At 72.8% G+C, this 26,351-nt stretch carries 18 protein-coding genes and 1 pseudogene; 12 read left to right on the top strand and 7 right to left on the bottom strand.

What is annotated here, in order from left to right; genetic code table 11:
• Positions 1-13: 13 nt before the first annotated feature.
• Positions 14-1,282 carry a helix-turn-helix domain-containing protein gene (locus tag EDD39_RS42260; RefSeq protein ID WP_279638464.1) on the bottom strand — a complete coding sequence of 423 codons (1,269 nt, stop codon included), beginning with the start codon at positions 1,280-1,282 and terminating at the stop codon, positions 14-16.
• Between the two features lie 1,073 nt (positions 1,283-2,355).
• Positions 2,356-2,853, bottom strand: a pseudogene (locus EDD39_RS41435) (AAA family ATPase); the annotation flags it as partial.
• Positions 2,854-2,954: 101 nt separating this feature from the next.
• Between EDD39_RS41435 and EDD39_RS27210 the strand changes: the two are divergent.
• A complete protein-coding gene (locus tag EDD39_RS27210) occupies positions 2,955-5,132 on the top strand; it encodes a M4 family metallopeptidase (RefSeq protein WP_123561164.1) in 2,178 nt (725 codons plus the stop codon).
• 317 nt (positions 5,133-5,449) lie between these two features.
• On the opposite strand, the gene corA is transcribed toward EDD39_RS27210, so the two are convergent.
• Complete coding sequence (corA, locus tag EDD39_RS27200; protein ID WP_162870225.1) at positions 5,450-6,439, bottom strand: magnesium/cobalt transporter CorA; 990 nt, start codon at positions 6,437-6,439, stop codon at positions 5,450-5,452.
• A 62-nt stretch (positions 6,440-6,501) separates the two neighbouring features.
• On the opposite strand from corA, the gene EDD39_RS27195 reads away from it, so the two are divergent.
• The 4 genes from EDD39_RS27195 to mshC all read left to right on the top strand — a co-directional run bounded on the left by EDD39_RS27195 (position 6,502) and on the right by mshC (position 10,139).
• The gene (locus EDD39_RS27195; RefSeq protein WP_123561160.1) at positions 6,502-7,197 is read left to right on the top strand and encodes a histidine phosphatase family protein; all 696 of its coding nucleotides are present in this window, start codon (positions 6,502-6,504) and stop codon (positions 7,195-7,197) included.
• Between the two features lie 184 nt (positions 7,198-7,381).
• Positions 7,382-7,945 carry a DUF3090 domain-containing protein gene (locus EDD39_RS27190; protein ID WP_030458325.1) on the top strand — a complete coding sequence of 188 codons (564 nt, stop codon included), beginning with the start codon at positions 7,382-7,384 and terminating at the stop codon, positions 7,943-7,945.
• Between the two features lie 38 nt (positions 7,946-7,983).
• Positions 7,984-8,820 (top strand): SCO1664 family protein, encoded by an 837-nt coding sequence (locus EDD39_RS27185; protein WP_425269794.1) that lies wholly within the window; start codon positions 7,984-7,986, stop codon positions 8,818-8,820.
• Positions 8,821-8,909: 89 nt separating this feature from the next.
• Positions 8,910-10,139, top strand: a complete 1,230-nt coding sequence (mshC, locus tag EDD39_RS27180; RefSeq protein ID WP_123561158.1) for a cysteine--1-D-myo-inosityl 2-amino-2-deoxy-alpha-D-glucopyranoside ligase — start codon at positions 8,910-8,912, stop codon at positions 10,137-10,139.
• A gap of 123 nt (positions 10,140-10,262) precedes the next feature.
• Here mshC and EDD39_RS27175 read toward each other — a convergent pair whose 3' ends face one another.
• Both EDD39_RS27175 and EDD39_RS27170 read right to left on the bottom strand, forming a co-directional pair.
• Positions 10,263-11,174 (bottom strand): PAC2 family protein, encoded by a 912-nt coding sequence (locus EDD39_RS27175; RefSeq protein WP_123561156.1) that lies wholly within the window; start codon positions 11,172-11,174, stop codon positions 10,263-10,265.
• 115 nt (positions 11,175-11,289) lie between these two features.
• A complete protein-coding gene (locus EDD39_RS27170; protein WP_123561154.1) occupies positions 11,290-11,745 on the bottom strand; it encodes a hypothetical protein in 456 nt (151 codons plus the stop codon).
• A gap of 252 nt (positions 11,746-11,997) precedes the next feature.
• Here EDD39_RS27170 and adhP point away from each other — a divergent pair, with 252 nt between their 5' ends.
• From adhP to EDD39_RS27155, 3 genes are all read left to right on the top strand, one after another.
• The gene (gene adhP / locus EDD39_RS27165; protein ID WP_123561152.1) at positions 11,998-13,011 is read left to right on the top strand and encodes an alcohol dehydrogenase AdhP; all 1,014 of its coding nucleotides are present in this window, start codon (positions 11,998-12,000) and stop codon (positions 13,009-13,011) included.
• 103 nt (positions 13,012-13,114) lie between these two features.
• Positions 13,115-14,128 carry a LacI family DNA-binding transcriptional regulator gene (locus EDD39_RS27160; RefSeq protein ID WP_123561150.1) on the top strand — a complete coding sequence of 338 codons (1,014 nt, stop codon included), beginning with the start codon at positions 13,115-13,117 and terminating at the stop codon, positions 14,126-14,128.
• Positions 14,129-14,330: 202 nt separating this feature from the next.
• Positions 14,331-18,629, top strand: coding sequence for a discoidin domain-containing protein (locus EDD39_RS27155; protein WP_123561148.1), 4,299 nt, complete (start codon positions 14,331-14,333; stop codon positions 18,627-18,629).
• Positions 18,630-18,714: 85 nt separating this feature from the next.
• On the opposite strand, the gene EDD39_RS27150 is transcribed toward EDD39_RS27155, so the two are convergent.
• Positions 18,715-19,725 (bottom strand): LacI family DNA-binding transcriptional regulator, encoded by a 1,011-nt coding sequence (locus tag EDD39_RS27150; protein WP_123561146.1) that lies wholly within the window; start codon positions 19,723-19,725, stop codon positions 18,715-18,717.
• Between the two features lie 262 nt (positions 19,726-19,987).
• On the opposite strand from EDD39_RS27150, the gene EDD39_RS27145 reads away from it, so the two are divergent.
• The 4 genes from EDD39_RS27145 (at position 19,988) to EDD39_RS27130 (ending at position 24,933) form a co-directional block, all read left to right on the top strand.
• The gene (locus EDD39_RS27145) at positions 19,988-21,391 is read left to right on the top strand and encodes an ABC transporter substrate-binding protein (RefSeq protein WP_244257313.1); all 1,404 of its coding nucleotides are present in this window, start codon (positions 19,988-19,990) and stop codon (positions 21,389-21,391) included.
• A gap of 74 nt (positions 21,392-21,465) precedes the next feature.
• Positions 21,466-22,419, top strand: coding sequence for a carbohydrate ABC transporter permease (locus tag EDD39_RS27140; RefSeq protein WP_123561142.1), 954 nt, complete (start codon positions 21,466-21,468; stop codon positions 22,417-22,419).
• Positions 22,420-22,421: 2 nt separating this feature from the next.
• Positions 22,422-23,312, top strand: coding sequence for a carbohydrate ABC transporter permease (locus EDD39_RS27135; protein WP_162870224.1), 891 nt, complete (start codon positions 22,422-22,424; stop codon positions 23,310-23,312).
• Positions 23,313-23,364: 52 nt separating this feature from the next.
• Positions 23,365-24,933, top strand: coding sequence for a glycoside hydrolase family 13 protein (locus tag EDD39_RS27130; RefSeq protein WP_123561138.1), 1,569 nt, complete (start codon positions 23,365-23,367; stop codon positions 24,931-24,933).
• Between the two features lie 226 nt (positions 24,934-25,159).
• Here EDD39_RS27130 and EDD39_RS27125 read toward each other — a convergent pair whose 3' ends face one another.
• Complete coding sequence (locus tag EDD39_RS27125) at positions 25,160-26,272, bottom strand: glycoside hydrolase family 18 protein (RefSeq protein WP_123561136.1); 1,113 nt, start codon at positions 26,270-26,272, stop codon at positions 25,160-25,162.
• Positions 26,273-26,351 lie beyond the last annotated feature (79 nt).

The following is a 26,351-nucleotide window of genomic DNA, read 5'->3' as shown; positions in this document are numbered from 1 at the left end:
CGCCGCCGACCGGTCAGCCGCCGACCGGTCGGTCGCCGGCCGGGGCGAGGGCGCGGGCGAGCTGGACGCGCGAGTGCAGGTCGAGTTTCCGGTAGACGCGGGTGAGGGTCGCCTCGACGGTCTTGACGCTGACGGTGAGGTCGGCGGCGATGTCGCGGTTGCTCGCGCCCGCCGCGGCGAGGCGGGCGCAGCGCTCCTCGGCCGAGGTGAGGCGGGGGAGGGCGCCGTCCTCCGGGGGCCGGGCTCCAGCCGGTGCAGGGCGCGGGCGGCGGCGTCGGCCCAGGGGTGGGCCCGGTGGGCGGTGAAGAGGTCGGCGGCGCTGCGGGCCGCGGCGCGGGCGGCGGCCCGGCGGCGGCCGCGGCGTTCGGTGTGGCTGAGGGCCAGCAGGGTGCGGCCGCGTTCGAGCGGGAGGTGGCGGAGGCGGTCGGCCGCGCCGGTGAGGCGCCGGGCGGCGGCGTCGTAGTCGCCGCGGGCGGCGTCCAGGAGGGCCCGGGTGCGGGCCAGGGCGGGGAGGACCGAGGCCCGGCCGAGGCCGGTCGCGGTGCGGTGGGTGTCGGCCAGCAGGTCGTCGGCCTCGTCGAGGCGGCCGACGGCGACCAGGGCTTCGGCCAGGTCGGCGTGCCAGCGCAGCACGGAGGGGTCGCGGACCTGCTGCTGCCGTTCCAGGTCGCGGACCTCCGCCAGGGCTTCCAGGGCCTCCTTGGGCCGGCCGGTGGCGAGCAGCAGGTGCCCGAGGGCGTAGAGGTTGCGGGAGAGGAAGACCTTGTTGTCCTCGTGCCGGGCGGCGTCGATGCCGCGGCGGGCGTGCTCCAGGGCGGTGCCGGTGCTCCGGCCGGCGCCCTCGGCGAGGGCGGAGGTGTAGCAGGCGGGGGCGGGTGACAGGGCGGTGCGGTCGGTCAGGGCCTGGGCGCGGTGCGCGTGATCGAGGGCCCGGGCGCAGCGTCCGGCGCGCAGTTCGGCCTCGGCGAGGCTGCGCAGGACGTCGACGGTGGCTTCGGCGTCCGGGGTCCGTTCGGCTTCGACGAGCAGCGGCAGCAGCAGGGCGCGGGCCCGGTCGGGGAGGTCGTCGAAGAGGGCGTGCCGGGCGGCGAGGTGCTGGGGTGCGCCGTTGACGGGGACGGCGGCGGTGCGCGGCAGGGACAGGGCGTGCCCGAGCGTGGCCTCGCTCCCGGGGTGGCCGAGGATCCGTTGGACGCGGGCCTGCATGGTCAGGGCCAGGGCGCCGGTGGCGCTGTCGCCGGCGGACAGGGCGAGGGCGGCGGCCTGTTCGGCCAGGACGCACGCCCGGTGGGGGTCGCCCTCGCTGACGTTGGCCCAGACGGCCTGGCGGATCAGCACCCGCGAGGTCAGGTCCGGGCGTCCGGCGGCCGCGTGGAGGGCGTCGGCGAACAGGTGGTCCGCGTCGTCCAGGTGCTGTCCGCTCGCGTCGATCAGGGCGATGAGGGTGTCGACGCGCCGGGCGGGGCCGGTGTCGTGCTCCAGGACGAAGCGGGCGGCGACCCGGCCGCGGGGGAGGTCCCCGTAGTGCGCGGCGTCGCGGGCGGCGGTCAGGGCCCGTTCGGTGAGCAGGCCGGTGTCCTCGCGCGGGGTGCGCTGGGCGGCGAGCAGGGAGAGTTCGGCGGCCAGGGCGTGCTCGCCGCGCAGCCGGGCGCTCCCGGCGGCCCGGGCGGCGCGGGCGGCGGTGCGCGGGTCGACGGCGTCCGAGGCCAGCGCGGTGTGCCGGTCGCGGCGGAGGCCGTCGTGGCTGGCCTCGGCCAGGCGCGCGTGCAGGAGCCGGCGGGCGGTCTCCGGGAGCCGGGTGGTGAGTTCGGTGCCGATCGCGGAGGCGGTGAAGCGCACCTGCCCGTCGGGCCGGTCGGTGTCGAGGAGTCCGGCGGCCTCGGCCTCGGCCAGGAGGGCCCCGGCGGCCGGGCCGGCGAGCCGGGCGAGCAGCGTGCGGTCGGGGCGGTCGTCGAGCGCGGCGAGCGTCAGCAGTTCCCGGACCTCCTCCGACACGGTGCCCAGCCACTCGCCCACCAGCCGGCGGGCCGCCGGGGGCAGCGCCGGGCCGTCCTCGGCGCCCCGGGCGGCCGACGGGTCGGCGGCGCGGTCGAGGTCCTCGGCCAGGGCCAGGACCAGGGCGGGGTTCCCGCCGCCGGCGGTGCGGATCCGGGCGACCTCGCGCAGGGTCGGCCGGTGCGGCGCCAGCAGCGCCGCGACCTGGCGGTCCGTCAGGGCCGGTACCCGCACCGGGTGCGCGTCCTCGCCGCTCCAGTGGCCGCCGGCCTCCGGCCGCCAGGTGCGCTCGGCGGCGATGACGGGCAGGTCCGGCGCCAGGCGCAGGGCCCAGCGCAGCACGGCCGCGCTGGCCGGGTCCAGCCACTGGGCGTTGTCCACCACCAGCGTCATGGGCGGCGCGTCCCGCAACAGGGCGGCGGTCAGCCGGCGCAGCCGCAGCGAGGCCCCGGCACCGTCCGGGTCGCCGGCGGCCCCGTCCAGACCCGCCGCCAGTTCCCGGGCGGCGGGCAGCGGTTGGGCGGCGAGGGCGAGTTCCAGCAGCCCGGCGTAGGGGACGCGGGCGTCCTGCGGGCCCGGGGCCAGCCGCAGCACGGGCAGGCCCAGCCGCCGCCCCAGGACGCCGGCGGCGGTGGTCTTGCCGATGCCGGGCGGCCCGAACAGCACCACCCGGCGGGTGCCGGGCACGTCGTCCGGCACCACCGGCACCACCGGCACCACGGCGCCGGCCGCCCCCTGAAGCTCACTCACCCGCGTCGCAGAGTCTGGCACCGGGCCATGGTGCGCCCCCGGCGCCGCTGCGGTCCAGGTCAAGGGATTGCCCTGATGTGGGCGGCCCCCGGCCTTCCCTAGCCTCATCGCCACAGTCGAGCTGTCATCCGGCCGCCGGGCGCCCCCCACCCCCCGACGACGTCCCGCGGCCCTCTCCCCCTCAACCCCAGCTCGGCGGGAGGAATGCGATGTCCCGCAAGAACGCCCTCGCGGCCGCCGTGGCGGCGGCCCTCACCCTGGGCACCGTGACCGTGGCGGCCACCCAGTCCACCGCGGCCGCCAGCTCCACCGCCCGACCCGGCGCCGGGTTCCGGGCGATGAGCGCCGACGCGCGCACCGAGGCGCTGCGCACCGCCGACCGGGAGGCCGCCGCCGTCGCCGCGTCGCTCGGCTTCGGCCCCGACGAGCGCCTGACGGCCAAGGACGTGCTGGTCGACACCGACGGCGCCCGGCACGTGCGCTACGACCGCACCTACCGCGGCCTGCCCGTCATCGGCGGCGACCTGGTCGTCCACTACGCGAAGAACGGCAAGGCCACCGGCTCCGACCAGGCCCACCAGGGCGCGATCAAGGTGGCGGGGGTGACGCCGAAGCTGAGTGCGGCCGACGCCTCGGCCGCGGCCGCCCGGCACGCCAAGCACGTCAGGAACGCCAGGAGCGACGCCGCGGACAGCAGCACCCTGGTGGTGTACGCGGTCGGCAAGGTCCCCGTCCTCGCGTACCGCTCGACCGTCACCGGCGAGGGCGAGAGCGGCCCCGCCTCCCGGGAGGCGGTGATCGTCGACGCGGGCAGCGGCGCGCCGCTCGACCAGTACGAACTGCACCAGGGCGTCACCGGCACCGGCAACGGCGTCACCGTCGGCCAGGTCTCCATCGAGACCACCCAGTCCGGCAGCGGCTACACCCTCACCGACGCCTCCCACGGCGGCACGATCGTCTACGACTCGTACAACAGCCCGCAGTCCAACCCGAAGCAGAACGCCCGCACCTTCAGCAGGACCACCAACTCCTGGGGCACCGGATCGACTTCGAGCCGGGAGAGCGCCGCCGTCGATGCCTCCTACGGCCTGGCCAAGACCTGGGACTTCTACCAGAGCGCGTTCAACCGCTCCGGCATCCGCAACGACGGCCGCGGCGCGCCTGCCTACGTGCACGTGGACAGCAGCCTGCTGAACGCGTTCTACGACGACTCCTGCTTCTGCATGTCCTTCGGCGACGGCTCCTCGCAGAACGGCAACACCCCCGTCACCGCGCTCGACGTGGCCGGCCACGAGATGAGCCACGGCGTCACCGCCGCCACCGCCAACCTCAACTACTCCGGCGAGAGCGGCGGCCTCAACGAGGCCACCAGCGACATCTTCGGCACCATGGTCGAGTTCTACGCCAACAACAGCTCCGACCCCGGCGACTACTACATCGGCGAGAAGCTCAACATGCCCGGCGGCTACATGCGCCGGATGGACAACCCCGCCGTCGACGGCAACTCGCTGTCCTGCTACAGCTCCAACGCGGGCTCGGTGGACGTGCACTACTCCTCCGGCATTGCCAACCACTTCTTCTACCTGGCCGCCGAGGGCACCGGCGCCAAGACCATCGGCGGCCTCCCGCACAACGGCACCACCTGCGACAACGACACCTTCTCCGGCATCGGCCGGGACAAGGCCGCAGCCGTCTGGTACCGGGCGCTCACCACCTACATGACCTCCACCACCACCTACTCCTCGGCCCGCACCGCGACCCTCCAGGCCGCCGCCGACCTGTACGGCGCCAACTCCCAGGAGCGGTACCTCGTCTCCAAGGCGTGGGCCGCCGTCAGCGTCGGCACCGCCCTGCCCGACCCGGGCACCGGCAGCCCCTCCCCGTCGCCCTCCACCTCCACCAGCCCCGCCCCGTCCCCGTCCCCGTCGTCCACCGGCAACCCCAACCCGGGCAACGCGCTGACCAACGGGAGCTTCGAGCAGGGCACCGCCGGCTGGACCCAGAGCGACAACGACATCACCAACTCCACCCTCCAGGCCGCGCACGGCGGCTCCTGGTACGCCTGGATGATGGGCTACGGCACCTCCGCGATCGAGTCCCTGTCCCAGTCGAACATCGCGGTGCCCGCCACCGGCAGCCCCAGGCTCACCTTCTGGCTGAAGGTCAGCACCCAGGAGAGCGGTGCCACCGCCTACGACACCCTCAAGGTCAACGTCAACGGCACCACGCTGGCCACCTACTCCAACGCCAACGCCTCGGCCGGGTACGTCCAGAAGACCGTCGACCTGTCCGCCTACAAGGGCCGGAGCGTGAAGCTGGAGTTCGCCGGCACCGAGGACGCCTACCTGGCGACCGTCTTCCTCGTCGACGACGTCGCCATCGGCTGACCGGTCCCGCACACTCCTGCGGCCGGACCCGTCGCGGGACGGCTCCGGCCGCAGGACTGCCGCGTTCGCGCGGGGTGGCAACGGAGGCGGCAGCCCGTGGCCGGACCCTCCTGGGGCGGGGCCCGGCCACGGGGCCGCCGCGCGTCGGGCGGTGCCGGTCAGTCGGCCGACCGGGCGGCGGCGAGGCCCGCGGTGCGCAGCCGGGCCCCTTCCCCGGCCGCGCTCCGGGCGAGCCCGGCGGACGGGGCGCTGCCGCCCCGGGAGCGGGCGGAGACCGGCCGGGCCGGGCGGAGGGAGGAGGACGGGCCGGGACGGGACTACAGCCAGCCCGCGCGCTTGAAGAGCCGGTGCAGGCCGACGCAGACGCCCGCCATCAGGCCGAGGGCGACGGGGTAGCCCCAGGGCTGGCGCAGTTCCGGCATGTGCTCGAAGTTCATCCCGTAGATGCCGGCGATCATGGTCGGGACGGCGGCCAGCGCGGCCCACGCGGAGATCTTCCGCATGTCGTCGTTCTGCTGCACGCTGACCTGCGCGAGGTTGGCGGAGAGGATGTCGGACAGCAGCCGGTCCAGGCTCTCCACCACCTCGTTGACCTTGGCCAGGTGGTCCGCCACGTCCCGGAAGTACGGGCGCAGCCCGTCGGCGACGAACGGCACCTGCACGTCGGCGCCGGCCCGGGTCAGCCGCAGCGCGGGCTCCATCAGCGGGAAGGTGGCCTTGCGGAAGCCCACCACCTGCCGCTTGAAGCCGTAGATCCGCTCGGCGGCGCCGCGCGAGCGCCCGGGGGAGAAGATCTCCTCCTCCAACTCGTCCAGGTCGGTCTGCAGCTCGGTGGCCACGTCGAGGTACTGGTCGACCACCAGGTCGCAGATCGCGTACAGCACCGCGGCGGGCCCGTGCGCGAGCAGTTCGGGCTGCTCCTCGAGCTTGGCCCGCAGCTGCTTGAGCGGGCTCTCCGGGCCGTGCCGGACGGTCATCACGTACGAGTCGCCCAGGAAGATCATCAGCTCGCCGATCGAGACGGTCTCGTCCTGCTGGTGGTAGGCGGCGGTCTTCAGGACGGTGAACACCGAGTCCTGGTAGATGTCGACCTTCGGGCGCTGGTGCGCCGTCACCGCGTCCTCGACCGCCAGCGGGTGCAGGCCGAACTCCTCGGCGACGTGGTCGAACTCCGCCGCGGTGGGGTCCGCCAGGCCGATCCACAGGAACCCGTCCCCGGCCGCGCGGACCTCCGCGAGGGCGTCCGAGAAGTCCTCGGGGCCCTCGGTGCGCTTGCCGTCCCGGTAGGTGCCGCAGTCCACGATCATGCCCGCCATTGTGACCGACCGGGGCCGCCCGCGGGGAGGGGCGGACCCCGTACCCTTCAGGTATGCCCACCCTGCTGCTCGTCCGCCACGGCCGGTCCACCGCCAACTCCGCCGGGATCCTCGCCGGATGGACGCCCGGAGTCGACCTGGACGACACCGGGCGGGCCCAGGCCGCCGCGCTGCCCGAGCGGCTCGCCGGGCTGCCGATCGCCCGCCTGGTCAGCAGCCCGCTGGAGCGCTGCCGGCAGACCCTGGAGCCGCTGCTCGCCGCCCGCCCCGAACTGGCCGCCCCCGCGCTGGACGAGCGGCTCGGCGAGTGCCACTACGGCGAGTGGACCGGCCGCCCGCTGTCCGAGCTCGCCGACGAGCCGCTCTGGCGCACCGTCCAGGACCACGCCTCGGCCGCCGCCTTCCCCGGCGGCGAGTCGCTGCGCGCGCTCAGCCACCGCACCGTCGACGCGGTGCGCGAGTGGAACGACAAGGTCGCCGTCGACCACGGGCCGGACGCGCTCTGGGCCGTCGCCACCCACGGCGACGTGATCAAGGCGATCGTCGCCGACGCCCTCGGCCTGCACCTCGACCACTTCCAGCGGATCTCGGTCGAGCCCTGCTCGGTCACCGCGATCCGCTACACCCCCCACCGCCCCTACCTGCTGCGCCTGGGCGACACCGGCTCGCTCGCCGCGCTGGCCCCGCGCCCGCACGGGCACTCGGCCGGCGACGACGCGGTGGTCGGCGGCGAGACCGGCACCGCCTGAGCGTCCCGGCACCGCCTGAGCGTCCCGGCACCGCCTGAGCGTCCCGGCACCCGGCGCCCGGGCGCCGCGCCCGCGCACAACTGCCCGACCGCACGCGGAAACCGCCCGCCCCGCGTGCCGCTCACGGCCCGTTTGGCCGTAGGGTGAGATCGAGAAGACCGCAACCCCTTCCGGAGCGAACAGCGTGTCCCGTCAGGTCCACTTCTTCGACCAGCCCGAGCGGTTCGTGGCCGGCACCGTCGGCCAGCCCGGCGCCCGCGCGTTCTACCTGCAGGCGTCCTCGCGCGGCCGGATCACCAGCGTCCTGCTGGAGAAGACCCAGGTCGCCGCGCTCGCCGAGCGCGTCGAGGAGGTCCTCGACGAGGCGCTGCGGCGCAGCGGCGGCGAGGCCGCGATCCCGGCCGTCGCCCCCGTCGAACTGCTCGACACCGCCCCGCTCGACCTGCCGCTGGAACAGGAGTTCCGGGTCGGCACGATGGCGCTGGCCTGGGACGCCCGGGACGAGTGCCTGGTGGTCGAGGCGCAGGCGTACGTCGAGGAGTCCGAGGAGGAGAACGAGGCCGAGGTCTTCGACGACGAGAACGGCCCCGACCTGCTGCGGGTCCGGCTCAGCGGCGCGATGGCCCGGGTGTTCGCCAAGCGCGCCCTGGACCTGGTCGCGGCCGGCCGCAAGCCCTGCCCGTTCTGCAACCTGCCGCTCGACCCGGAGGGCCACCTGTGCCCGCGCGCGAACGGCTACCGGCGCTGAGCGAGCAACCGGAAGGGACGGGGGAGCAGGTGGAACAGGTGGAGGCCCCCGGCACCGACCCGGCCACCAGCGCCGCCCTGGCCGCCGACCCCGCCACCGCGCTCACCCTGCTGCGCACGGGCGCCCTGGCCGTGCACGGCCGGGTCACCGACGCCTCCAACGCCGTCCTGTACTGCACCGCCACCCTGGACGGCGTCACCGCCCCGTGCGTCTACAAGCCGGTCGCGGGGGAGCGCCCGCTGTGGGACTTCCCCGACGGCACCCTGGCCGGCCGGGAGACCGCCGCGCACGAGGTCTCCGCCGCCACCGGCTGGCACCTCGTCCCGCCCACCGTGCTGCGCGACGGCCCGGCCGGGCCCGGCATGGTGCAGCTGTGGATCGAACCCGACCCGCAGGCACCCGAACTGCTCGACCTGCAGCCCCTGGACGGCGTCCGGGACGGCTGGCTCCCGGTCGTCCGGGCCGAGGTCGGCGGCGGCCGCCAGGCCTGGCTGGTGCACCGCGACGACGCCCGGCTGCGCCGCCTCGCCGTGCTGGACGCCGTCCTCAACAACGCCGACCGCAAGGGCGGCCACTGGCTGCCCGCCGCCGACGGCCGGATCTACGCCATCGACCACGGCGTCACCTTCCACACCGACCCGAAGCTGCGCACCCTGCTCTGGGGCTGGGCCGAGCAGCCGCTCACCGCCGAGGCGCTCGAGGTGCTGGCCGCGCTCGCCGCCGACCTCGACGGACCGCTCGGCGAGCGGCTGCGCCCGCACCTGACGCCCGGTGAGCTCGCCGCGCTGAAGGCCCGGACCGCCGCGCTGCGGACCGCCGGACGGCATCCGCTGCCGTCGGCGGAGTGGCCTTCTATTCCCTGGCCGCCGGTCTGATACCGATCCGAAACCGAGGACGAACGGATTCCGGCCGATCGCGTCCATAGGTTGGTCTTTCAAATGATCGCAAGGTTAGAGTCGGTGCCATGCATGCCTGGCCCGCCTCCGAGGTTCCCGCCCTTCCCGGTCAGGGGCTTCCCCTGCGCATTCACGACACCGCCACCAGCAGTGTCCGAGAGGTCGTGCCCACCGGCCCGATCGCCCGGCTCTACGTCTGCGGCATCACCCCCTACGATGCGACCCACCTGGGCCACGCCGCCACCTACAACACCTTCGACCTGGTGCAGCGGGTCTGGAAGGACGCCGGCCACGACGTCCTCTACGTCCAGAACGTCACCGACGTCGACGACCCGCTGATCGAGCGGGCCGCGGCCACCGGCCAGGACTGGACCGCGCTCGCCGAGCGCGAGACCGCGCTGTTCCGCGAGGACATGACCGCGCTGCGGATGCTCCCGCCCGCGCACTACATCGGCGCCGTCGAGTCCATCCCGTGGATCGTCCCGCTGGTGCAGCGCCTGCTCGCCTCCGGCGCCGCCTACGAGGTCGACGGCGACGTCTACTTCTCGGTCGACGCCGACCCGCGCTTCGGCGAGGTCTCCGGCCTCACCCGCGAGCAGATGCTCCCGGTCTTCGCCGAGCGCGGCGGCGACCCCGAGCGCCCCGGCAAGAAGAACCCGCTGGACGCCCTGCTCTGGCTCTCCGCCCGCCCCGGCGAACCCGCCTGGGAGACCGAACTCGGCCGCGGCCGCCCCGGCTGGCACATCGAGTGCGTGGCCATCGCGCTGCAGTTCCTCGGCATGGACTTCGACATCCAGGGCGGCGGCAGCGACCTGTCCTTCCCGCACCACGAGATGGGCGCCGCCCACGCCCAGGTCGCCCTCGGCGAGCACCCCTACGCCCGCGCGTACGTGCACGCCGGCATGGTCGGCCTGGACGGCCACAAGATGTCCAAGTCCCGCGGCAACCTGGTCTTCGTCTCGGCCCTGCGCCGCGACGGCATCGACCCCGCCGCGATCCGGCTCGCCCTGCTCGCCCACCACTACCGCAGCGACTGGGAGTGGACGGCCGCCGACCTCGACGCCGCCCTCACCCGCCTCGCCACCTGGCGCTCCGCCGTCTCCCGCCCCGACGGCCCGCCCGCCGAGGCCCTGCTCGCCGAGGTCCGCGCGGCCCTCGCCGACGACCTCGACGCCCCCGCGGCCCTCGCGGCCGTCGACCGCTGGGCCGCCACCGCCCACGCCGAGGGCGGCGAGGACACCGGCGCCCCCGGCCTGGTCTCCCGCACCGTGGACGCCCTGCTCGGCGTCGCCCTCTGACACCCTTTCCCCGCGCCCCGCCAGGGGCGCGGGGAAAGGCGCGAGCAACCCGGCACCCACAACGAGATCGGCCCCGGGAGAGTCACCACTCTCCCGGGGCCGATCTCGCTGTGCGTGGAGCGCCTACTCCTCGTCGTCGTCCTTCGGCCGCTCGGTCGCGTGACCGGTGATCGGCTTCTCGCCCTTCGGCCCCTGGTTGTCACGCCGCCGCAGGTACCGCTCGAACTCCCGGGCGATCGCGTCCCCGGACGCCTCCGGCAGCTCCGCGGTGTCCTGCGCCTCCTCCAACTGCTGGACGTACTCCGCGACTTCGGAGTCCTCCGCGGCGAGCTGGTCGACCCCCAGCTGCCAGGCCCGGGCGTCGTCGCCGAGCTCGCCCGGCGGGATGCGCAGGTCGAGCAGGTCCTCGACCTTGTTGATCAGGGCGAGGGTGGCCTTGGGGTTGGGCGGCTGGGAGACGTAGTGCGGGACGGCGGCCCAGAACGTCACCGCGGGCACCCCGGCGTGCGCGCAGGCCTCCTGGAGGACGCCGACGATGCCCGTCGGGCCCTCGTACCGGCTCTCCTCCAGGTCGAGCGAGCGGGCCACCGCCGGGTCCGAGGTGACGCCGGAGACCGGCACCGGGCGGGTGTGCGGGGTGTCGCCCAGCAGCGCGCCCAGGACCACCACCAGCTCGACGCCCAACTCGTGGGCGAAGCCCAGCAGTTCGTTGCAGTACGAGCGCCAGCGCATGCTGGGCTCGATGCCGCGGACGAGCACCAGGTCCCGTGGCTTCGGCTCCGTCACCCGGACCACCGAGAGCCGGGTGGTGGGCCAGGTGATCCGGCGGACCCCGCCGTCGAGCCAGATGGTGGGCCGGTTGACCTGGAAGTCGTAGTAGTCCTCGGCGTCGAGCGCGGCGAACACCTTGCCGCCCCAGGTCTCGTCGAGGTGCCCGAGCGCGGCGGAGGCCGCGTCGCCGGCGTCGTTCCAGCCTTCGAAGGCGCAGATCATCACCGGGTCGATCAACTCGGGAAGGTCTTCCAGCTCGATCACCCGGCATCTCCCTCCGTCAGTGGCGGGGGCACTGCCGCCCCCGTTGTCCCTTACTGCCCAGCCTACGGGCATTGAATGCCGCCGCGGGCCGGTCGAAGTGCCCAGCGTAGTGGTGTCAGCCCACCGGTTCGGCGCAGGCGGTGGTCGGGTCCGGGGCGAGCGTGCCCGGCGGGTTGGGCGGGGTGAAGCTGGCGGCGGCCTCCCCGGGGCAGGTCGCCTTGGGCTTGGCGGTGCCGATCAGGGTCTGGCGGACGAAGACCTTGTCCACCTCGTACCGGGGCGGGCGCTCGCCCTTCCCGTCGCAGCGGGTCCCGGCGCCGCCGCCGGAGTCGGTGCGGTAGACGCGGTCGCCGACCACGACGCCGGTGCCGCCGCCCCCGCCCGGGTCGCCGGGGTGCGGGTCGTGCGGGTTGCGCAGGCAGGCCCGGGCGGCCCGGGCGGGGGAGGGGCTGGCACCGGGGCCGGGCGGCGCGGCCCCGGCGTTCTCGGCGGGCCCGCAGCCGGCCGGCAGCAGCCCGGTGGTGAGCAGCGCGAGGGCGCTGGCGGCGGTGCGCGCGAGGCTGCGCGTCATGGGTCTTCCTCCGTACCCGTGCGGTGGTCCGTGGGGCAGGCTAACCGCCCAACCCGCCCTGGCGTGACGGGTTTTCGTCGAACCTTCCGTGATGGTCCGTCAGCTCCGGACGCCCTCCGGCGGGGCCCGGCCGCCGCGGCTGCGGCGCGTCCGTTGGCCGGGCGGACGGGGAGCCAGCAGGCTGGGTGCGGGGATGTGCCCCGAATTGTCGCAAGCCATGGGAATGACCCAGCACCGCGAGGAGAGCAGGACATGAAGGCAGCCGTCGTCCGGGACTTCACCGAGCCGTTGCAGATCGAGGAGCGCGAGGTGCCCGCCCCGGCCCCGCACCAGGTGCTGGTGCGGATCGAGTGCTCCGGCCTGTGCCACACCGACATCCACGCCGCGCACGGCGACTGGCCGGTCAAGCCGACCCCGCCGTTCGTGCCCGGCCACGAGGGCGTCGGCATCGTGGAGGCGGCCGGCGCGGACGTCCGGCACGTCCAGGTCGGCGAGCGGGTGGCGATCCCGTGGCTGGCCGACGCCTGCGGCCGGTGCGACTACTGCGTGACCGGCTGGGAGACGCTCTGCCCCAGCCAGCACAACTCCGGCTACTCGGTGGACGGCGCGTACGCCCAGTACGCGCTGGCGCACGGCGACTACGTCGTCCCGGTGCCGGACGGGGTGGACCCGATGGACGCCGCCCCGCTGTCCTGCGCGGGCGTCACCACCTACAAGGCGGTCAAGCTGGCCGGCGCCCGCCCCGGCTCCCGGGTGCTGATCTCCGGAATCGGCGGCCTCGGCCACCTGGCGCTGCAGTACGCCCGAATCTTCGGCGCCGAGACGGTCGCCGTCGACATCACCGACGACAAGCTGGAGCTGGCGAAGGAGCTCGGCGCCGACCACGTGATCGACGCCCGCACCCAGGACGTGGCGCACGAGGTGCACAAGCTCGGCGGCGCCGACGCGGCGGTCTCGCTGGCCGTCTCCAACGCCTCGTTCCGGGCCGCCTACGACGCGCTGCGCCGCGGCGGCACCCTCGCCCTGGTCGCGCTGCCCGCGGAGGGCGAACTGACCCTGCCGGTCTTCGACACCGTGCTGAACGGGACGAAGGTGATCGGCTCGATCGTCGGCACCCGGCAGGACCTGGCCGAGGTGTTCCGGCTGCACCGGCTGGGCCGGACGAAGGTGATCCGGGAGACCCGCAAGCTGGAGGACGTGAACGCCTGCTTCGAGGAGGTGCTCGCGGGGAAGGTCTCGGCCCGGCTGGTGTTCGACCTGCGCTGACCCCGCAAGCCACGGGCCGCGGACGGAGGACGGAACCGGTCGGTTCCGTCCTCTTCTGCAAATCCACGCAAGCGGCTTGCGTTTTCTGTCGTACACTCCACCCATGACACGACGACTTGCCGAGGTGGCGAAGAAGGTCGGGGTCAGCGAGGCGACCGTCAGCCGGGTGCTGAACGAGAAGCCCGGTGTCTCCGAAGCGACCAGGGCGGCCGTGCTCACCGCCCTCGACGTGCTCGGTTACGAGCGGCCCACCCAGTTGCGCGGGGAGCGGGCCCGGCTGATCGGGCTCGTCCTGCCGGAGCTGGGCAACCCGATCTTCCCGGCGTTCGCCGAGGCGGTGGGCGGCGCGCTGGCCGGCCAGGGCTTCACGCCGGTGCTGTGCACCCAGACCGCGGGCGGGGTCTCCGAGGCCGACTACGTCGACCTGCTGCTCGAGCAGCACGTCTCCGGCGTGGTGTTCTTCGGCGGCCTCTACGCCCAGGGCGACGCCCCGCACGACCACTACCAGCGGCTGGCCGAGCGCAGCCTGCCGACCGTGCTGCTGAACGCCGCGATCGAGCACCTGGACTTCCCCCGGGTCTCCTGCGACGACGCGGTGGCGGTCGAGCAGGCCTTCGGCCACCTGCGGCAGCTGGGGCACACCAGGATCGGCCTGGTGCTCGGCCCGCTGGACCACATGCCCTCGCAGCGCAAGCTGGCCGCGGCCCGGGCGGTGGTGGCCAAGCTGGGCCTCGAACTGCCGGACGAGCACGTGGAGCGGGCGCTGTTCAGCCTGGAGGGCGGCCAGGCGGCCACCACCCGGCTGCTGCGCCAGGGCGTCACCGGCGTGGTCTGCGCGAGCGACCCGCTGGCGCTGGGCGCGGTCCGCGCGGTGCGCCGGGCCGGGCTCGCGGTGCCGGACGACGTGTCGGTGGTCGGCTACGACGACTCCTCGTTCATGATGTGCACCGACCCGCCGCTGACCACCGTCCGGCAGCCGATCGAGGCGATGGGCCGCGCGGTGGTGGACCTGCTGGTCGGCGAGATCGCCGGGGTCCGGGTCACCCACGACGAGCTGCTGTTCGAGCCGGAGCTGGTGGTGCGCGGGTCGACCGCGCCGGCTCGCGAGCGGAGCTGACCGGCAGCGGGTAGCGGGCCCCTGACGGGGCAGTAGGACGAGACCGCCGAGCGGGCGGGCACTTCGGTGCCCGCCCGCTTTTCGTATGCGCACGCTTGCGCCGATCCGTTGACATGCTCGTAGCGCCGCTGTAACTCTTGGCTGCCATCACGCAAAAGATGGACAGAAGATTGTCATCTTCTCGACCTTGTGAAGGGATGTCATGAGATCGAAGCGCATAACCACGCGGCTGACGGCGTCGTCGGCCACGCTGGGAATGCTCCTGCTCGCCGGGCCCCTGCTCCCGGCGGCACAGGCGGCCGGAGGGCCCAACCTGGCCCTCGGCAAGACCGTCACCGCCTCCAGCGCCAACGGCAGCTACACGGCCGGCAACGTCAACGACGGCAGCCAGGACAGCTACTGGGAGTCCAACGGCATCGCCTCCGCGCAGTGGGTCCAGGTCGACCTGGGCTCGGCGGCCTCCATCGACACGGTGGTGCTGAAGGTCCCCGGCTCCTGGGGCGCCCGGACCGAGACGCTCAGCGTGCTCGGCTCCACCGACGGCACCAACTTCTCCACCGTCACCGCCTCGGCGAACTACACCTTCGACCCGGCCTCCGGCGACAAGGCGACGATCTCCTTCGGCGCCACCACCGCCCGCTACGTGCGGGTCAACGTCACCGCCAACACCGGCTGGCAGGCCGCCCAGATCTCCGAGTTCGAGGTCTACGGCACCACCTCCGCCTCGGCGAACCTGCTGGCCGGGCGCACCTTCACCGCCAGCGGCACCTCGCAGAACTACGGGCCGGCCAACGTCGGCGACGGCGACCAGGCCAGCTACTGGGAGAGCGCCAACAACGCCTTCCCGCAGTGGATCCAGGGCGACCTGGGCTCCGCCGTCCCGGTCAACAAGCTGGTGCTGAAGCTGCCGGCCGGCTGGGACAAGCGGACCGAGACGCTCAAGGTCCAGGGCTCCACCGACGGCAGCAACTTCACCGACCTGGTCGCCTCGGCCGGCTACGTGTTCGACCCGGCCGCCGGCAACGCGGTCACCGTCAACCTGTCGACCACCACCACCCGGTACCTGCGGCTGACCTTCACCGCCAACACCGCGTGGCCGGCCGGCCAGCTCTCCGAGTTCGAGGCGTACGGCCCGACCACCGGCGACACCCAGGCCCCCACCGCCCCGTCCGGCCTCGCCTACACCTCGCCCGCCGCCGGCCAGATCAAGCTGACCTGGAACGCCGCCACCGACAACACCGGCGTCACCGGCTACGACGTGTACGCCAACGGCACGCTGCTCACCTCGGTCCCCGGCACCACCCTGACGTACACCGACAGCCGCGCCGACAGCGCGACCGTCTCCTACTACGTCAAGGCGAAGGACGCGGCGGGCAACCAGTCCGCGGCCTCCAACACCGTCACCCGCACCGGCCAGTCCGGCGACACCCAAGCGCCCAGCGCGCCCGGCAGCCTGGCGTACGCCGCGGCCGGCTCCGGGCAGGTCAAGCTGACCTGGGCGGCCTCCAGCGACAACGTGGGCGTCACCGGCTACGACGTGTACGCCAACGGCGCGCTGCGCGGCAGCGTCTCCGGCACCACCCTGACGTACACCGACAGCCAGCCGGACACCGCGACCGTCTCCTACTACGTGAAGGCCAAGGACGCGGCGGGCAACACCTCCGCGGCCTCCAACACGGTGGTGCGCACCGGCACCGGCGGCGGGACGGGCACCAACCTGGCGGCGGGCAAGCCGATCTCGGCCTCCTCCTCCACCTTCACCTTCGTGGCGACCAACGCCAACGACAACGACACCTCCACCTACTGGGAAGCCGCCGCGGGCAGCTACCCGAACACCCTCGGGGTGAAGCTGGGCGCCAACGCCACCACCAGCGCGGTGGTGGTCAAGCTCAACCCGGCCTCGGCGTGGGGCGCCCGCACCCAGACCATCGAGGTGGACGGCCGCGAGCAGAGCGCGAGCGGCTTCAGCACCCTCGTCCCGGCGCAGAGCTACACCTTCGACCCGGCGAGCGGCAACACCGTCACCATCCCGGTGTCGGCGACCGTCGCCGACGTCCAGCTGAAGATCACCGCCAACTCCGGCTCCACCGGCGGCCAGGCCGCCGAGTTCCAGGTGATCGGCGTCCCGGCCCCCAACCCGGACCTGGCCGTCAGCTCGGTGAGCAGCAACCCGGCCGCCCCGGTGGAGACCGACACCCCGACCCTGTCGGCCGTGGTGAAGAACGCGGGCACCAACCCCTCCGGTGCCACCTCGGTCAACTTCTACCTCGGCACCACCAAGGTCGGCACGGCCGCCGTCGGCGCCCTCGCGGCCGGTGCCTCCACCACCGTGACCGCGCAGATCCCGGCGCAGAACGCGGGCAGCTACCAGCTGACCGCGAAGGTCGACGAGGACAACAAGGTCATCGAGCAGGACGAGACCAACAACTCGTTCACCGCCGCGAGCCCGCTCACCGTCAGCCAGGTGGCCTCCTCCGACCTGGTCGCCGCCCCCTCGACCTGGTCGCCCTCCAACCCCGCCGACGGCAGCGCGGTGAACTTCACCGTCGCGGTCAAGAACCAGGGCACGGTGGCCAGTTCCGCCGGCAGCCACGGCATCACGGTCACCGTCGCGGACGCCACCACCGGCACCGTGCTGAAGACCCTGACCGGCGCGTACAGCGGCACCCTGGCGCCCGGCGCCACCGGCAGCCCGGTCTCGCTGGGCAGTTGGACCGCCGCCAACGGCCGCTACACCATCAAGACGGTCATCGCGACGGACGGCAACGAGCTGCCCGTCAAGCAGGCCAACAACACCTCCACCCAGTCCCTCTACGTCGGCCGCGGCGCCAACATGCCGTTCGACAACTACGAGGCCGAGGACGGCGTGCTCGGCGGCGGCGCCCAGGTGGTCGGCCCCAACCGGACCATCGGCGACGTGGCGGGCGAGGCGTCCGGCCGCAAGGCCGTCACGCTGAACACCACCGGCTCCTCGGTGGAGTTCACCACCAAGGCCGCGACCAACACCCTGGTCACCCGGTTCTCCATCCCGGACGCGGCGGGCGGCGACGGCACCAACGCCACCCTGAACGTCTACGTGGACGGCACCTTCCTCAAGTCGATCGACCTGACCTCCAAGTACGCCTGGCTGTACGGCTCCGAGACCGCCCCGGGCAACGGCCCGAGCGCGGGCAGCCCGCGGCACATCTACGACGAGGCCAACGTCCTGCTGGGCACCACCGTCCCGGCCGGGCACAAGATCAAGCTGCAGAAGGACTCGGCGAACACCTCGCAGTACGCGATCGACTTCGTCAGCCTGGAGCAGGCCACCCAGGTCGCCAACCCGGACCCGGCCAAGTACGTCGTCCCGGCCGGCTTCTCGCACCAGGACGTGCAGAACGCCCTGGACAAGGTCCGGATGGACACCACCGGCACCCTGGTCGGCGTCTACCTGCCCGCCGGCGACTACCAGACCGCCAGCAAGTTCCAGGTCTACGGCAAGCCGGTGAAGGTGATCGGCGCGGGCCCCTGGTTCACCCGGTTCTACGCCCCGACCAGCCAGTCCAACACCGACGTCGGCTTCCGGGCCGAGTCCACCGCCAACGGCTCGACCTTCAGCGGGTTCGCCTACTTCGGCAACTACACCTCGCGGATCGACGGCCCCGGCAAGGTGTTCGACTTCTCCAACGTCGCGAACATCACGATCGACAACATCTGGACCGAGCACATGGTCTGCATGTACTGGGGCGCCAACACGGACTTCATGACGATCACCAACTCGCGGATCCGGGACACCTTCGCCGACGGCATCAACATGACCAACGGCTCGACCGACAACCTGGTCTCCAACAACGAGGCCCGGGCCACCGGTGACGACTCCTTCGCGCTGTTCTCCGCGATCGACGCGGGCGGCGCGGACGAGAAGAACAACGTCTTCCAGAACCTCACCTCGATCCTGACCTGGCGCGCGGCGGGCGTGGCGGTGTACGGCGGCTACGCCAACACCTTCCGCAACATCTACATCGCGGACACCCTCTGCTACTCGGGCATCACCATCTCCTCGCTGGACTTCGGCTACCCGATGAACGGCTTCGGGACGGACCCGACCAACCTGCAGAACATCTCGCTCGTGCGGGCCGGCGGCCACTTCTGGGGCCAGCAGGTCTTCCCGGCGATCTGGGTGTTCTCCGCCTCGAAGGTGTTCCAGGGCATCCGGGTGAGCGACGTGGACATCGTCGACCCCACCTACAGCGGCATCATGTTCCAGACCAACTACGTGGGCGGTCAGCCGCAGAACCCGATCAAGGACACGGTCTTCACCAACGTGTCCATCACCGGGGCGCAGAAGAGCGGCGACGCCTTCGACGCCAAGTCCGGCTACGGCCTGTGGGCCAACGAGATGCCGGAGTCGGGCCAGGGCCCGGCGGTCGGTGACGTCACCTTCAACCACCTGACCCTGAGCAACAACTACAAGGACACCCAGAACACCACCTCGACGATGCACATCACCGTCAACCCGTAACACCCCCGCGAGCGGGACGGGCGGGCGTCCGGTCGAGGACGCCCGCCCGTTCCGGCGTGCCCGGGCGGCCCCTGCCGCGCCGGGCTCAGGGCGCCGACGGGGCCGGGCCGGTGGAGCCCCGCACCACCAGCTCGGGCTCGAACAGCAGCTCGCCCGGGGCCGCGGGGGCGCCGTCGATCCGCCCGACCAGCAGCGAGACCGCGGCCCGGCCGATCGCCTCGATCGGCTGCCGGACGGTGGTCAGCGGCGGCCGGGTGCAGTTGAGGAATGCCGAGTCGTCGAAGCCGATCACCGACAGGTCGCCGGGGACGTCCAGCCCGGCCCGCCGGGCGGCCCGCACCACCCCCAGGGCCAGCGGGTCGCTGGCGCAGACGACACCGGTCACCCCGGCCTCCAGCAGCCGCTCGGCGGCGGCGTGGCCGCCCTCCAGGCCGAACATGGTGTGCGCCACCCACTCCGGGCGCGGCTCGCGGCCGCGCAGCGCATACTGGCGGGTGAAGGCGGCGAGCTTGCGGCGGGACGGCACGTGGTCCTCCGGCCCCACCAGCAGCCCGATCCGGCGGTGCCCCAGGGTGTCCAGGTGGGCGAACGCCTGGGCCACCGCGACGGCGTCGTCGGTGGCGACCTGCGGGAAGCCCAGCTCCTCCACCGAGGCGTTCAGCAGCACCACCGGGACGCCGCGCTCGCGCAGCTGCGCGAAGTGCTCGTGCGAGGCGTCGGCCTGGGCGCAGTGCCCGCCGGCGAAGACCACCCCGGAGACGTGCTGGTCGAGCAGCACGCCGACGTGGCTGGCCTCGCCCAGGCCCGCGGTGCGGGTGCACAGCAGCGGGGTGAAGCCGCGCTGGGCGAGCGCGCCGCCGACCACCTCGGCCAGTGCCGGGAAGATCGGGTTCTGCAGCTCTGGCAGCACCAGGCCGATCAGCCGGGCGCGTTCGCCGCGCAGCCGGCTCGGCCGCTCGTAGCCCAGGACGTCCAGCGCGGTGAGGACGGCGAGCCGGGTGGCGGTGCCGACGCCGGGTCTGCCGTTCAGGACCCGGCTGACCGTGGCCTCACTGACTCCGACATGCCGCGCCACCACGGAGAGCTTGCTCTTCATGCGCAAAAGTAGAACAGAATCAAGCAAGAAGCGGCAAGGATGTCTGCAAGCAGGTCGAGGCCGGGTTCTGCCCGGCGCGGGGCGGCATCCGGGGCGGCATCCACCCGTCGATGCTCAGTCGTAACTTTTCACTTTCTCGTCAACCTCTTGCGTGAAGTGGTTCAAGGACCTACGTTCCTCACACGTCGGTTTTCGTCCCGGCCTCTTCCGAAACCTCTCCCACCCATGGGGTACACGCATGAAGCTGAACAGATCGAGCAGGATGGCGGCTGTCGCCCTCGCCGCGGGCATGCTGCTGACCACCGCCGCGTGCAGCAGCGGCTCCTCCGACAGCAAGACGGACGCCGCCGCCGGGGTGGCGGACGGCAAGCCGCTCGACCCGAACGCGACCGTCACCATCTCCATCGACTGCGCCCCGGGCGCGGACCAGGCGGCCGGCAAGGCCAACTACGCCGACGACCTGGCACTGTTCAAGACGAAGTACCCGAACGTCACCATCAACGCCAAGCCGTACGTCGGCCAGTGCGAGGTCCCGGCCCAGCAGACCGCGCAGTACAAGGCGCACAACGAGACCGGCGCGTTCCACGCCTACTTCACCGACCGCGACGCCACCCTCAACTCGGGCGACGCCCAGGACATCACCAAGTACGTCAACGACGAGACGCTGCCCGGCTTCTCCTCGATGCTGCCGTCCGTCAAGGACAACATGACGGTGGACGGCAAGGTCTACGCCCTGCCGATCAACTACTACACCACCGGCCTGATCTACAACCGCGACCTGTTCAAGCAGGCCGGCCTCGACCCCGACAAGCCGCCGACCACCTGGGACGAGGTGCAGGCCGCCGCGAAGAAGATCGCCGCGCTCGGCAACGGCATCAGCGGCTACGAGGACTACTCCGGCGGCAACACCGGCGGCTGGCACTTCACCTCCGAGCTCTACAGCCTCGGCGGCAAGATGGTCACCGACGACGGCAAGAAGGCCGCGTTCAACTCGGCCGAGGGCAAGCAGGTCCTCAAGCGCCTGCACGACATGCGCTTCACCGACCAGAGCATCGGCGCCACCCCGGTCACCCAGTGGGCCGACGCCTTCCCGCCGCTGGCCACCGGCAAGGTCGGCATGTTCCTGGGCGCCCCCGACGTCGTCAAGCACCTGATCGAGGTCCTCGGCGCCGACGCCAAGGCGTACGGCCTCGGCCCGATGCCCGGCGCCACCGGCCCCGGCAACAGCCTCGGCGGCGGCGACCTCTACTACATCAAGAAGGGCCAGACCCCGAACCAGATCAAGGCCGAGATCGCCTGGATCAACTTCCAGTACCAGACCCCGGACTCCGGCCAGTTCAACTTCGCCCGCGCCAAGACCCTGGCCGGCAGCAGCAAGGACCCGGTGGCGATCGCCGTCCCGCAGCCCTACTTCTGGTCCGCCGAGTCGGCGCAGATCCAGGCCATCACCGAGTCGCTGAAGACCAACGGCAACCTGCCGCTGAGCAACTACGACCCGTACGTCAAGAACCCCACCAAGTCCGTCACCGAGCCCCCGGCCGCGCAGCAGCTCTACAAGATCCTCGACACCGCGATGTCGGCCGCGATGACCGACGCCAACGCGAACCTCGACAGCGTGCTCGCCACCGCCGAGTCCCAGGCCAACCAGATCCTGGCCAACCAGTGACCCCGCGCCACCGGCCGGGCCGCAGCCTCCCGCGGCCCGGCCGGTGGCCGGCCACCTGACGAGGAGTCACCACCATGACCACCGCACTGACCCGCGGTCGCCCCGACGCCGAAGCGGTCCGCAGCCGCGACCGCAACCCCGGCCGGACGCCGGGCGCACTGCGCCGGGCGGTCGCCCGCAACCTGCGGGCCCACGCCTTCCTGATCGGCGCACTGCTCTGCTTCGCGCTGTTCACCTGGTACCCGATGGTCCGTGAGATCGTCATGTCCTTCCAGAAGGTCCGCTACGGCGAGACCCACTGGGTGGGGTTCGACAACTTCCGGCAGATCTTCGCCGACCCGGAGTTCTGGCCGGCCTGGAAGAACACCTTCGAGTTCACCGGCATCGCCCTGTTCTTCGGCTTCTTCGCCCCCTTCGTCACCGCCCTGGTGGTCAACGAGTTCCGGCACGCCCAGGGCTACCTGCGGATCCTGGTCTACCTGCCCGTGATGCTGCCCCCGGTCGCGGGCATCCTGCTGTTCAAGTACTTCATGGACCCCGGCTACGGCCTGTTCAACCAGATCCTGGAGTTCCTGCACCTGCCCACCTCGTCCTGGCTGACCTCGCCGGACACCGCGATGCTCTCCCTGGTCCTCGTCTCCACCTGGGCCAACATGGGCAGCGCCACCCTGGTCTACCTGGCCGCCCTGCAGAGCATCCCCGGCGAGCTCTACGAGGCCGCCGAACTCGACGGCGCCGGCGTGCTGCGCCGGATCTGGCACGTCACCATCCCGCAGACCCGGCTGATCCTCTCGCTGATGCTGATGCTGCAGGTCGTCGCCACCATGCAGATGTTCACCGAGTCCTTCGTCCTCACCGGCGGCGGCCCCCAGGGCTCGACCACCACCGTGGTCTACATGCTCTACAACTACGCGTTCAATTTCGACAAGTTCAACACCGCGGCCGCACTGGGCGTCGTCCTGCTGCTGGTACTGGGCGCCTTCTCCGCCGTCTACCTGTGGCTGGAGCGCCGGGGCGGGGAGGAGTGACGATGAGCAAGACCGTCCGAAGCAGCGCCACCCGCACCCTGATCTCCCCGGTCCGGCTGAACCAGCCGGGCGGCCGCCGCGCCTACTGGACCGTCCTGGTGCTGACCCTGGCCATCGCCACCCTGGTCTTCGTCGGCCCGCTCTACTGGATGGCCACCGGCGGCTTCAAGTCCTCCCAGGAACTCGTCCAGACCCCGCCCACGATCATCCCCTCCCACCCCAGCACCCACGCCTTCACCGAGGCCTGGGACCGGCTCGGGATGGCCCAGCTGCTGCTGAACACCGTCGTCTACGCGGGCGGCGCCCTGCTGCTCCAGCTGACCTTCTGCGTCGCCGCCGCCTACTCGCTGTCCAAACTGCGCCCGGTCCTCGGCAACGTGATCCTCGGCATGATGCTGGCCTCGATGATGATCCCGGCCGCCGCCCTGGTGATCCCGCAGTACCTGACGGTGCTCGACCTGCCGCTGGTGCACTGGAACCTGATGAACACCCCGTGGGTGATCTGGCTCCCCACCGTGGCCAACGCGTTCAACGTCTTCCTGCTCAAGCGGTTCTTCGACTCCATCCCGAACGAGCTGCTGGACGCCGCCGCCATCGACGGCGCCGGACCGCTGCGCACGCTCTGGTCGGTGGTCCTGCCGCTGTCCCGGCCGATCCTCGGCGTGGTGTCGATCTTCGGCCTGGTCGCGGTCTGGAAGGACTTCCTGTGGCCGCTGATCACCGTGCCCGAGCACGAGACGCTCAACGTCGGCGTCAACACCGCGGCCACCTCGATGCCGCAGAACACCCTGATCGCCGGCCTGTTCCTGGCCTCGATCCCGACCATCGCCCTGTTCCTGGTCTTCCAACGCAACATCATGGCCGGTCTCACCGCGGGCAGCCTCAAGGGCTGAGCCCCGCCCGACGACCCCCGGACCGACAACCTTCTGAAAGGAAACCCTGACCGTGTCAGAGCAGTGGTGGCGGAACGCGGCGATCTACCAGGTGTACCCGCGCAGTTTCGCCGACGGCAACGGCGACGGCATCGGGGATCTCGCCGGAGTGCGCGCGAAACTGCCGTACCTCGCCGAACTCGGCGTGGACGCCATCTGGTTCAATCCCTGGTACCCCTCCCCGATGGCCGACGGCGGCTACGACGTGGCCGACTACCGGGGCGTGGACCCCCTCTTCGGCACCCTCGCCGAGGCCGAGCAGCTCATCGAGGAGGCCGCCGCCCTGGGCCTGCGGACGATCGTCGACATCGTCCCCAACCACGTGTCCGACCAGCACCCGTGGTTCCGGGCCGCGCTGGCCGCCGGCATCGGCAGCCCCGAACGCGACCTCTTCCACTTCCGGCCCGGCCGCGGCGCCGACGGCGAACTCCCGCCCAATGACTGGAAGTCCGAGTTCGGCGGCTGCCCCTGGACCCGCCTCCCCGACGGCCAGTGGTACCTGCACCTGTTCGCCGCCGCCCAGCCCGACCTCAACTGGGACCACCCCGCGGTCCGGCAGGAACACCTCGACATCCTCGCGTTCTGGTTCGACCGCGGCGCCGCCGGCGTCCGCATCGACTCCGCCGGCCTGCTCACCAAGGACCCCGACCTCGCCGACGTCGAACCCGGCCGCCCGCACCCCTACGTCGACCGCGACGACCTGCACGACATCTACCGCAGCTGGCGCGCCGTCGCCGACTCCTACAGCCCGCCGCGCGTCCTGATCGGCGAGATCTGGGTTTCCGACGCCGAACGCTTCGCCCGCTACCTGCGCCCGGACGAGATGCACACCGCGTTCAACTTCGACTTCCTGGCCCGCCCCTGGGACGCCGCCGCACTGCGCGAGTCCATCGACACCACGCTCGCCGCGCACGCCCCCGTCGGCGCCCCCGCCACCTGGGTCCTGGCCAACCACGACGTCACCCGCACCGTCACCCGGTACGGCCGCGAGGACACCCGCTTCCAGTTCGCCACCAAGACCTTCGGCACCCCCACCGACCTGGCACTCGGCCGCCGCCGCGCCCGGGCCGCCGCCCTGCTCACCCTGGCCCTGCCCGGAGCCCTCTACCTCTACCAGGGCGAGGAACTGGGCCTGCCCGAGGTCGAGGACCTGCCGCTGGACACCCTCCAGGACCCGATGCACTTCCGCTCGGGCGGCACCGACCCCGGCCGCGACGGCTGCCGCGTCCCGCTGCCCTGGGAGGGCGCCCACCCGCCGTACGGCTTCACCCGGGACGGCAAGGCCCCCTGGCTGCCGCAACCGCTCGACTGGGCCGCCCTCACCGCCGAGGCCCAGGGCGAGGACCCGGCCTCCATGCTGACCCTCTACCGCCGGGCCTTCCGGCTCCGCCACGAACTCGGCGGCCCCTTCCACTGGGACGAGGACGCCCCCGAGAACGTCCTCGCCTTCCACCGCGGCGACATCCGCTGCCTGGTCAACCTCTCCCCCTCGCCGCTCCCGCTCGACGGCGAACCCCTCCTCACCTCCGGCCCCCTGACGGACGGCCACCTCCCCCCCGACACCGCCGCCTGGCTCCGCTAGAGCGCACCGACAGAAAGCACACCGACCAGAGAACGCACCGACAGAGAGCGCACCGACCAGAGAACGCACCGCCCAGAGAGCGCACCGACAGGGGCGCGGGGAACTGCGCGGCCAACCGAGCACCCACAGCCAGATCGCTTCGCAGGACAGTGCCTTGCACTATCCCGCGACCTCGCTGACGTGCTCCTCCGCCGCGCGCAGTTCCCCGCGCCCCTGCTTCCGCAACCTAGTTGCACCAGCCGTCCCGGTACGCCGCCCAGTGGTCCGGCGTCGCCGCGAAGTCCACGTACAGCGCGAGCCCGAAGTTCTGCCGTCCGCCCGCGCCGAGGCCCAGCCGGGCCCCGCGGACCGCCGCGCGGACCGTCTCGGCGTCGCCCCGGTGCGTGGGCGTGTCCGCCCAGTACGCGGGCAGGCCCATCAGCAGGTCGACGCCGGGCGGGGTGTTGGCGAGGGCCAGCGAGGTCTGCCGGGCGACGTAGCCGCCGTACAGCGACTCGACCGGCATCGAGGTGTCGTACGACATCACCGCGACCTGGTCGACCCGCCGGGCCGCCGCCGCGAAGTACCCGGCCGACCAGTACTTGCCGTGGTCGCTGAGCGCGAAGGTGACCCGGCCCAGCCCGGGGACGGGATCGATCTGCGGGGCGGCGATGGACAGCGGCACCGAGCGGGCGGCGGTCAGCGCGTGCACCTGGTCGAGCAGGGCGAGGAACCCGGCCGAGCCGGAGTGCACGGGCTCCAGGTCGAAGTGGACGCCGTCGAAGCCCAGGTCGAGGACCTGCTGCGCGGAGGCGGTGATCCGGTCCCGGACGTCGGCGCGGTCCAGGTGCAGGCCGACCTTCTCGGGGGCGACCACGTCCCCCAGCCAGGACTGGATCCGCACCCCGGGCATCGCCGCGTGCGCCCGGGCCAGGAAGTCCGCCGCGCCGGGCGCCAGCGCCGGGTCGAGCGAGCCGTCGTGCTCCAGCGGCCCGGTGTGCACGTACAGGTCGTGGATGCCGGTGCTGCGCACCTTCGCGGCGAGCGAGGTCAGCTCCTCCGGGGTGCGCCGCCCGTCGACCCAGGCGTGGCCGAGCCAGATGGCGTCCTTGCCGCGGGTGCGGGCGTCCGCGGCCGGTTCGCCGGCGTACTCCCAGCGCAGTGCGGCCGCGGCGCCGAGCACCGGCACCACCAGCAGGACGAGCGCCGCGGTGAGCACGGTGAGGACGCGGCGGCGCCGGCTCCAGCGGGTCCGCCCGCGCCAGCGGCGGCGCGCCCGGCCCGGGAGTGTCCGCCATTCGGACGCTCGTAGGGCGTGCGCGGCGCGCTGCCACCGGCTCTGTTCCTCCGAAGTGGGCATGATCGTGCTCCCTTCCGGTGGACAAGGACGCCCAGGATGCGGAACGGGTTCCGCTCCGCCCCGGTGGGACCGATACCCT

It is taken from the genome of Kitasatospora cineracea (assembly GCF_003751605.1).
GTDB classification, from domain to species: Bacteria; Actinomycetota; Actinomycetes; order Streptomycetales; family Streptomycetaceae; genus Kitasatospora; species Kitasatospora cineracea.
This window is presented reverse-complemented; position numbering and strand designations above follow the sequence as displayed.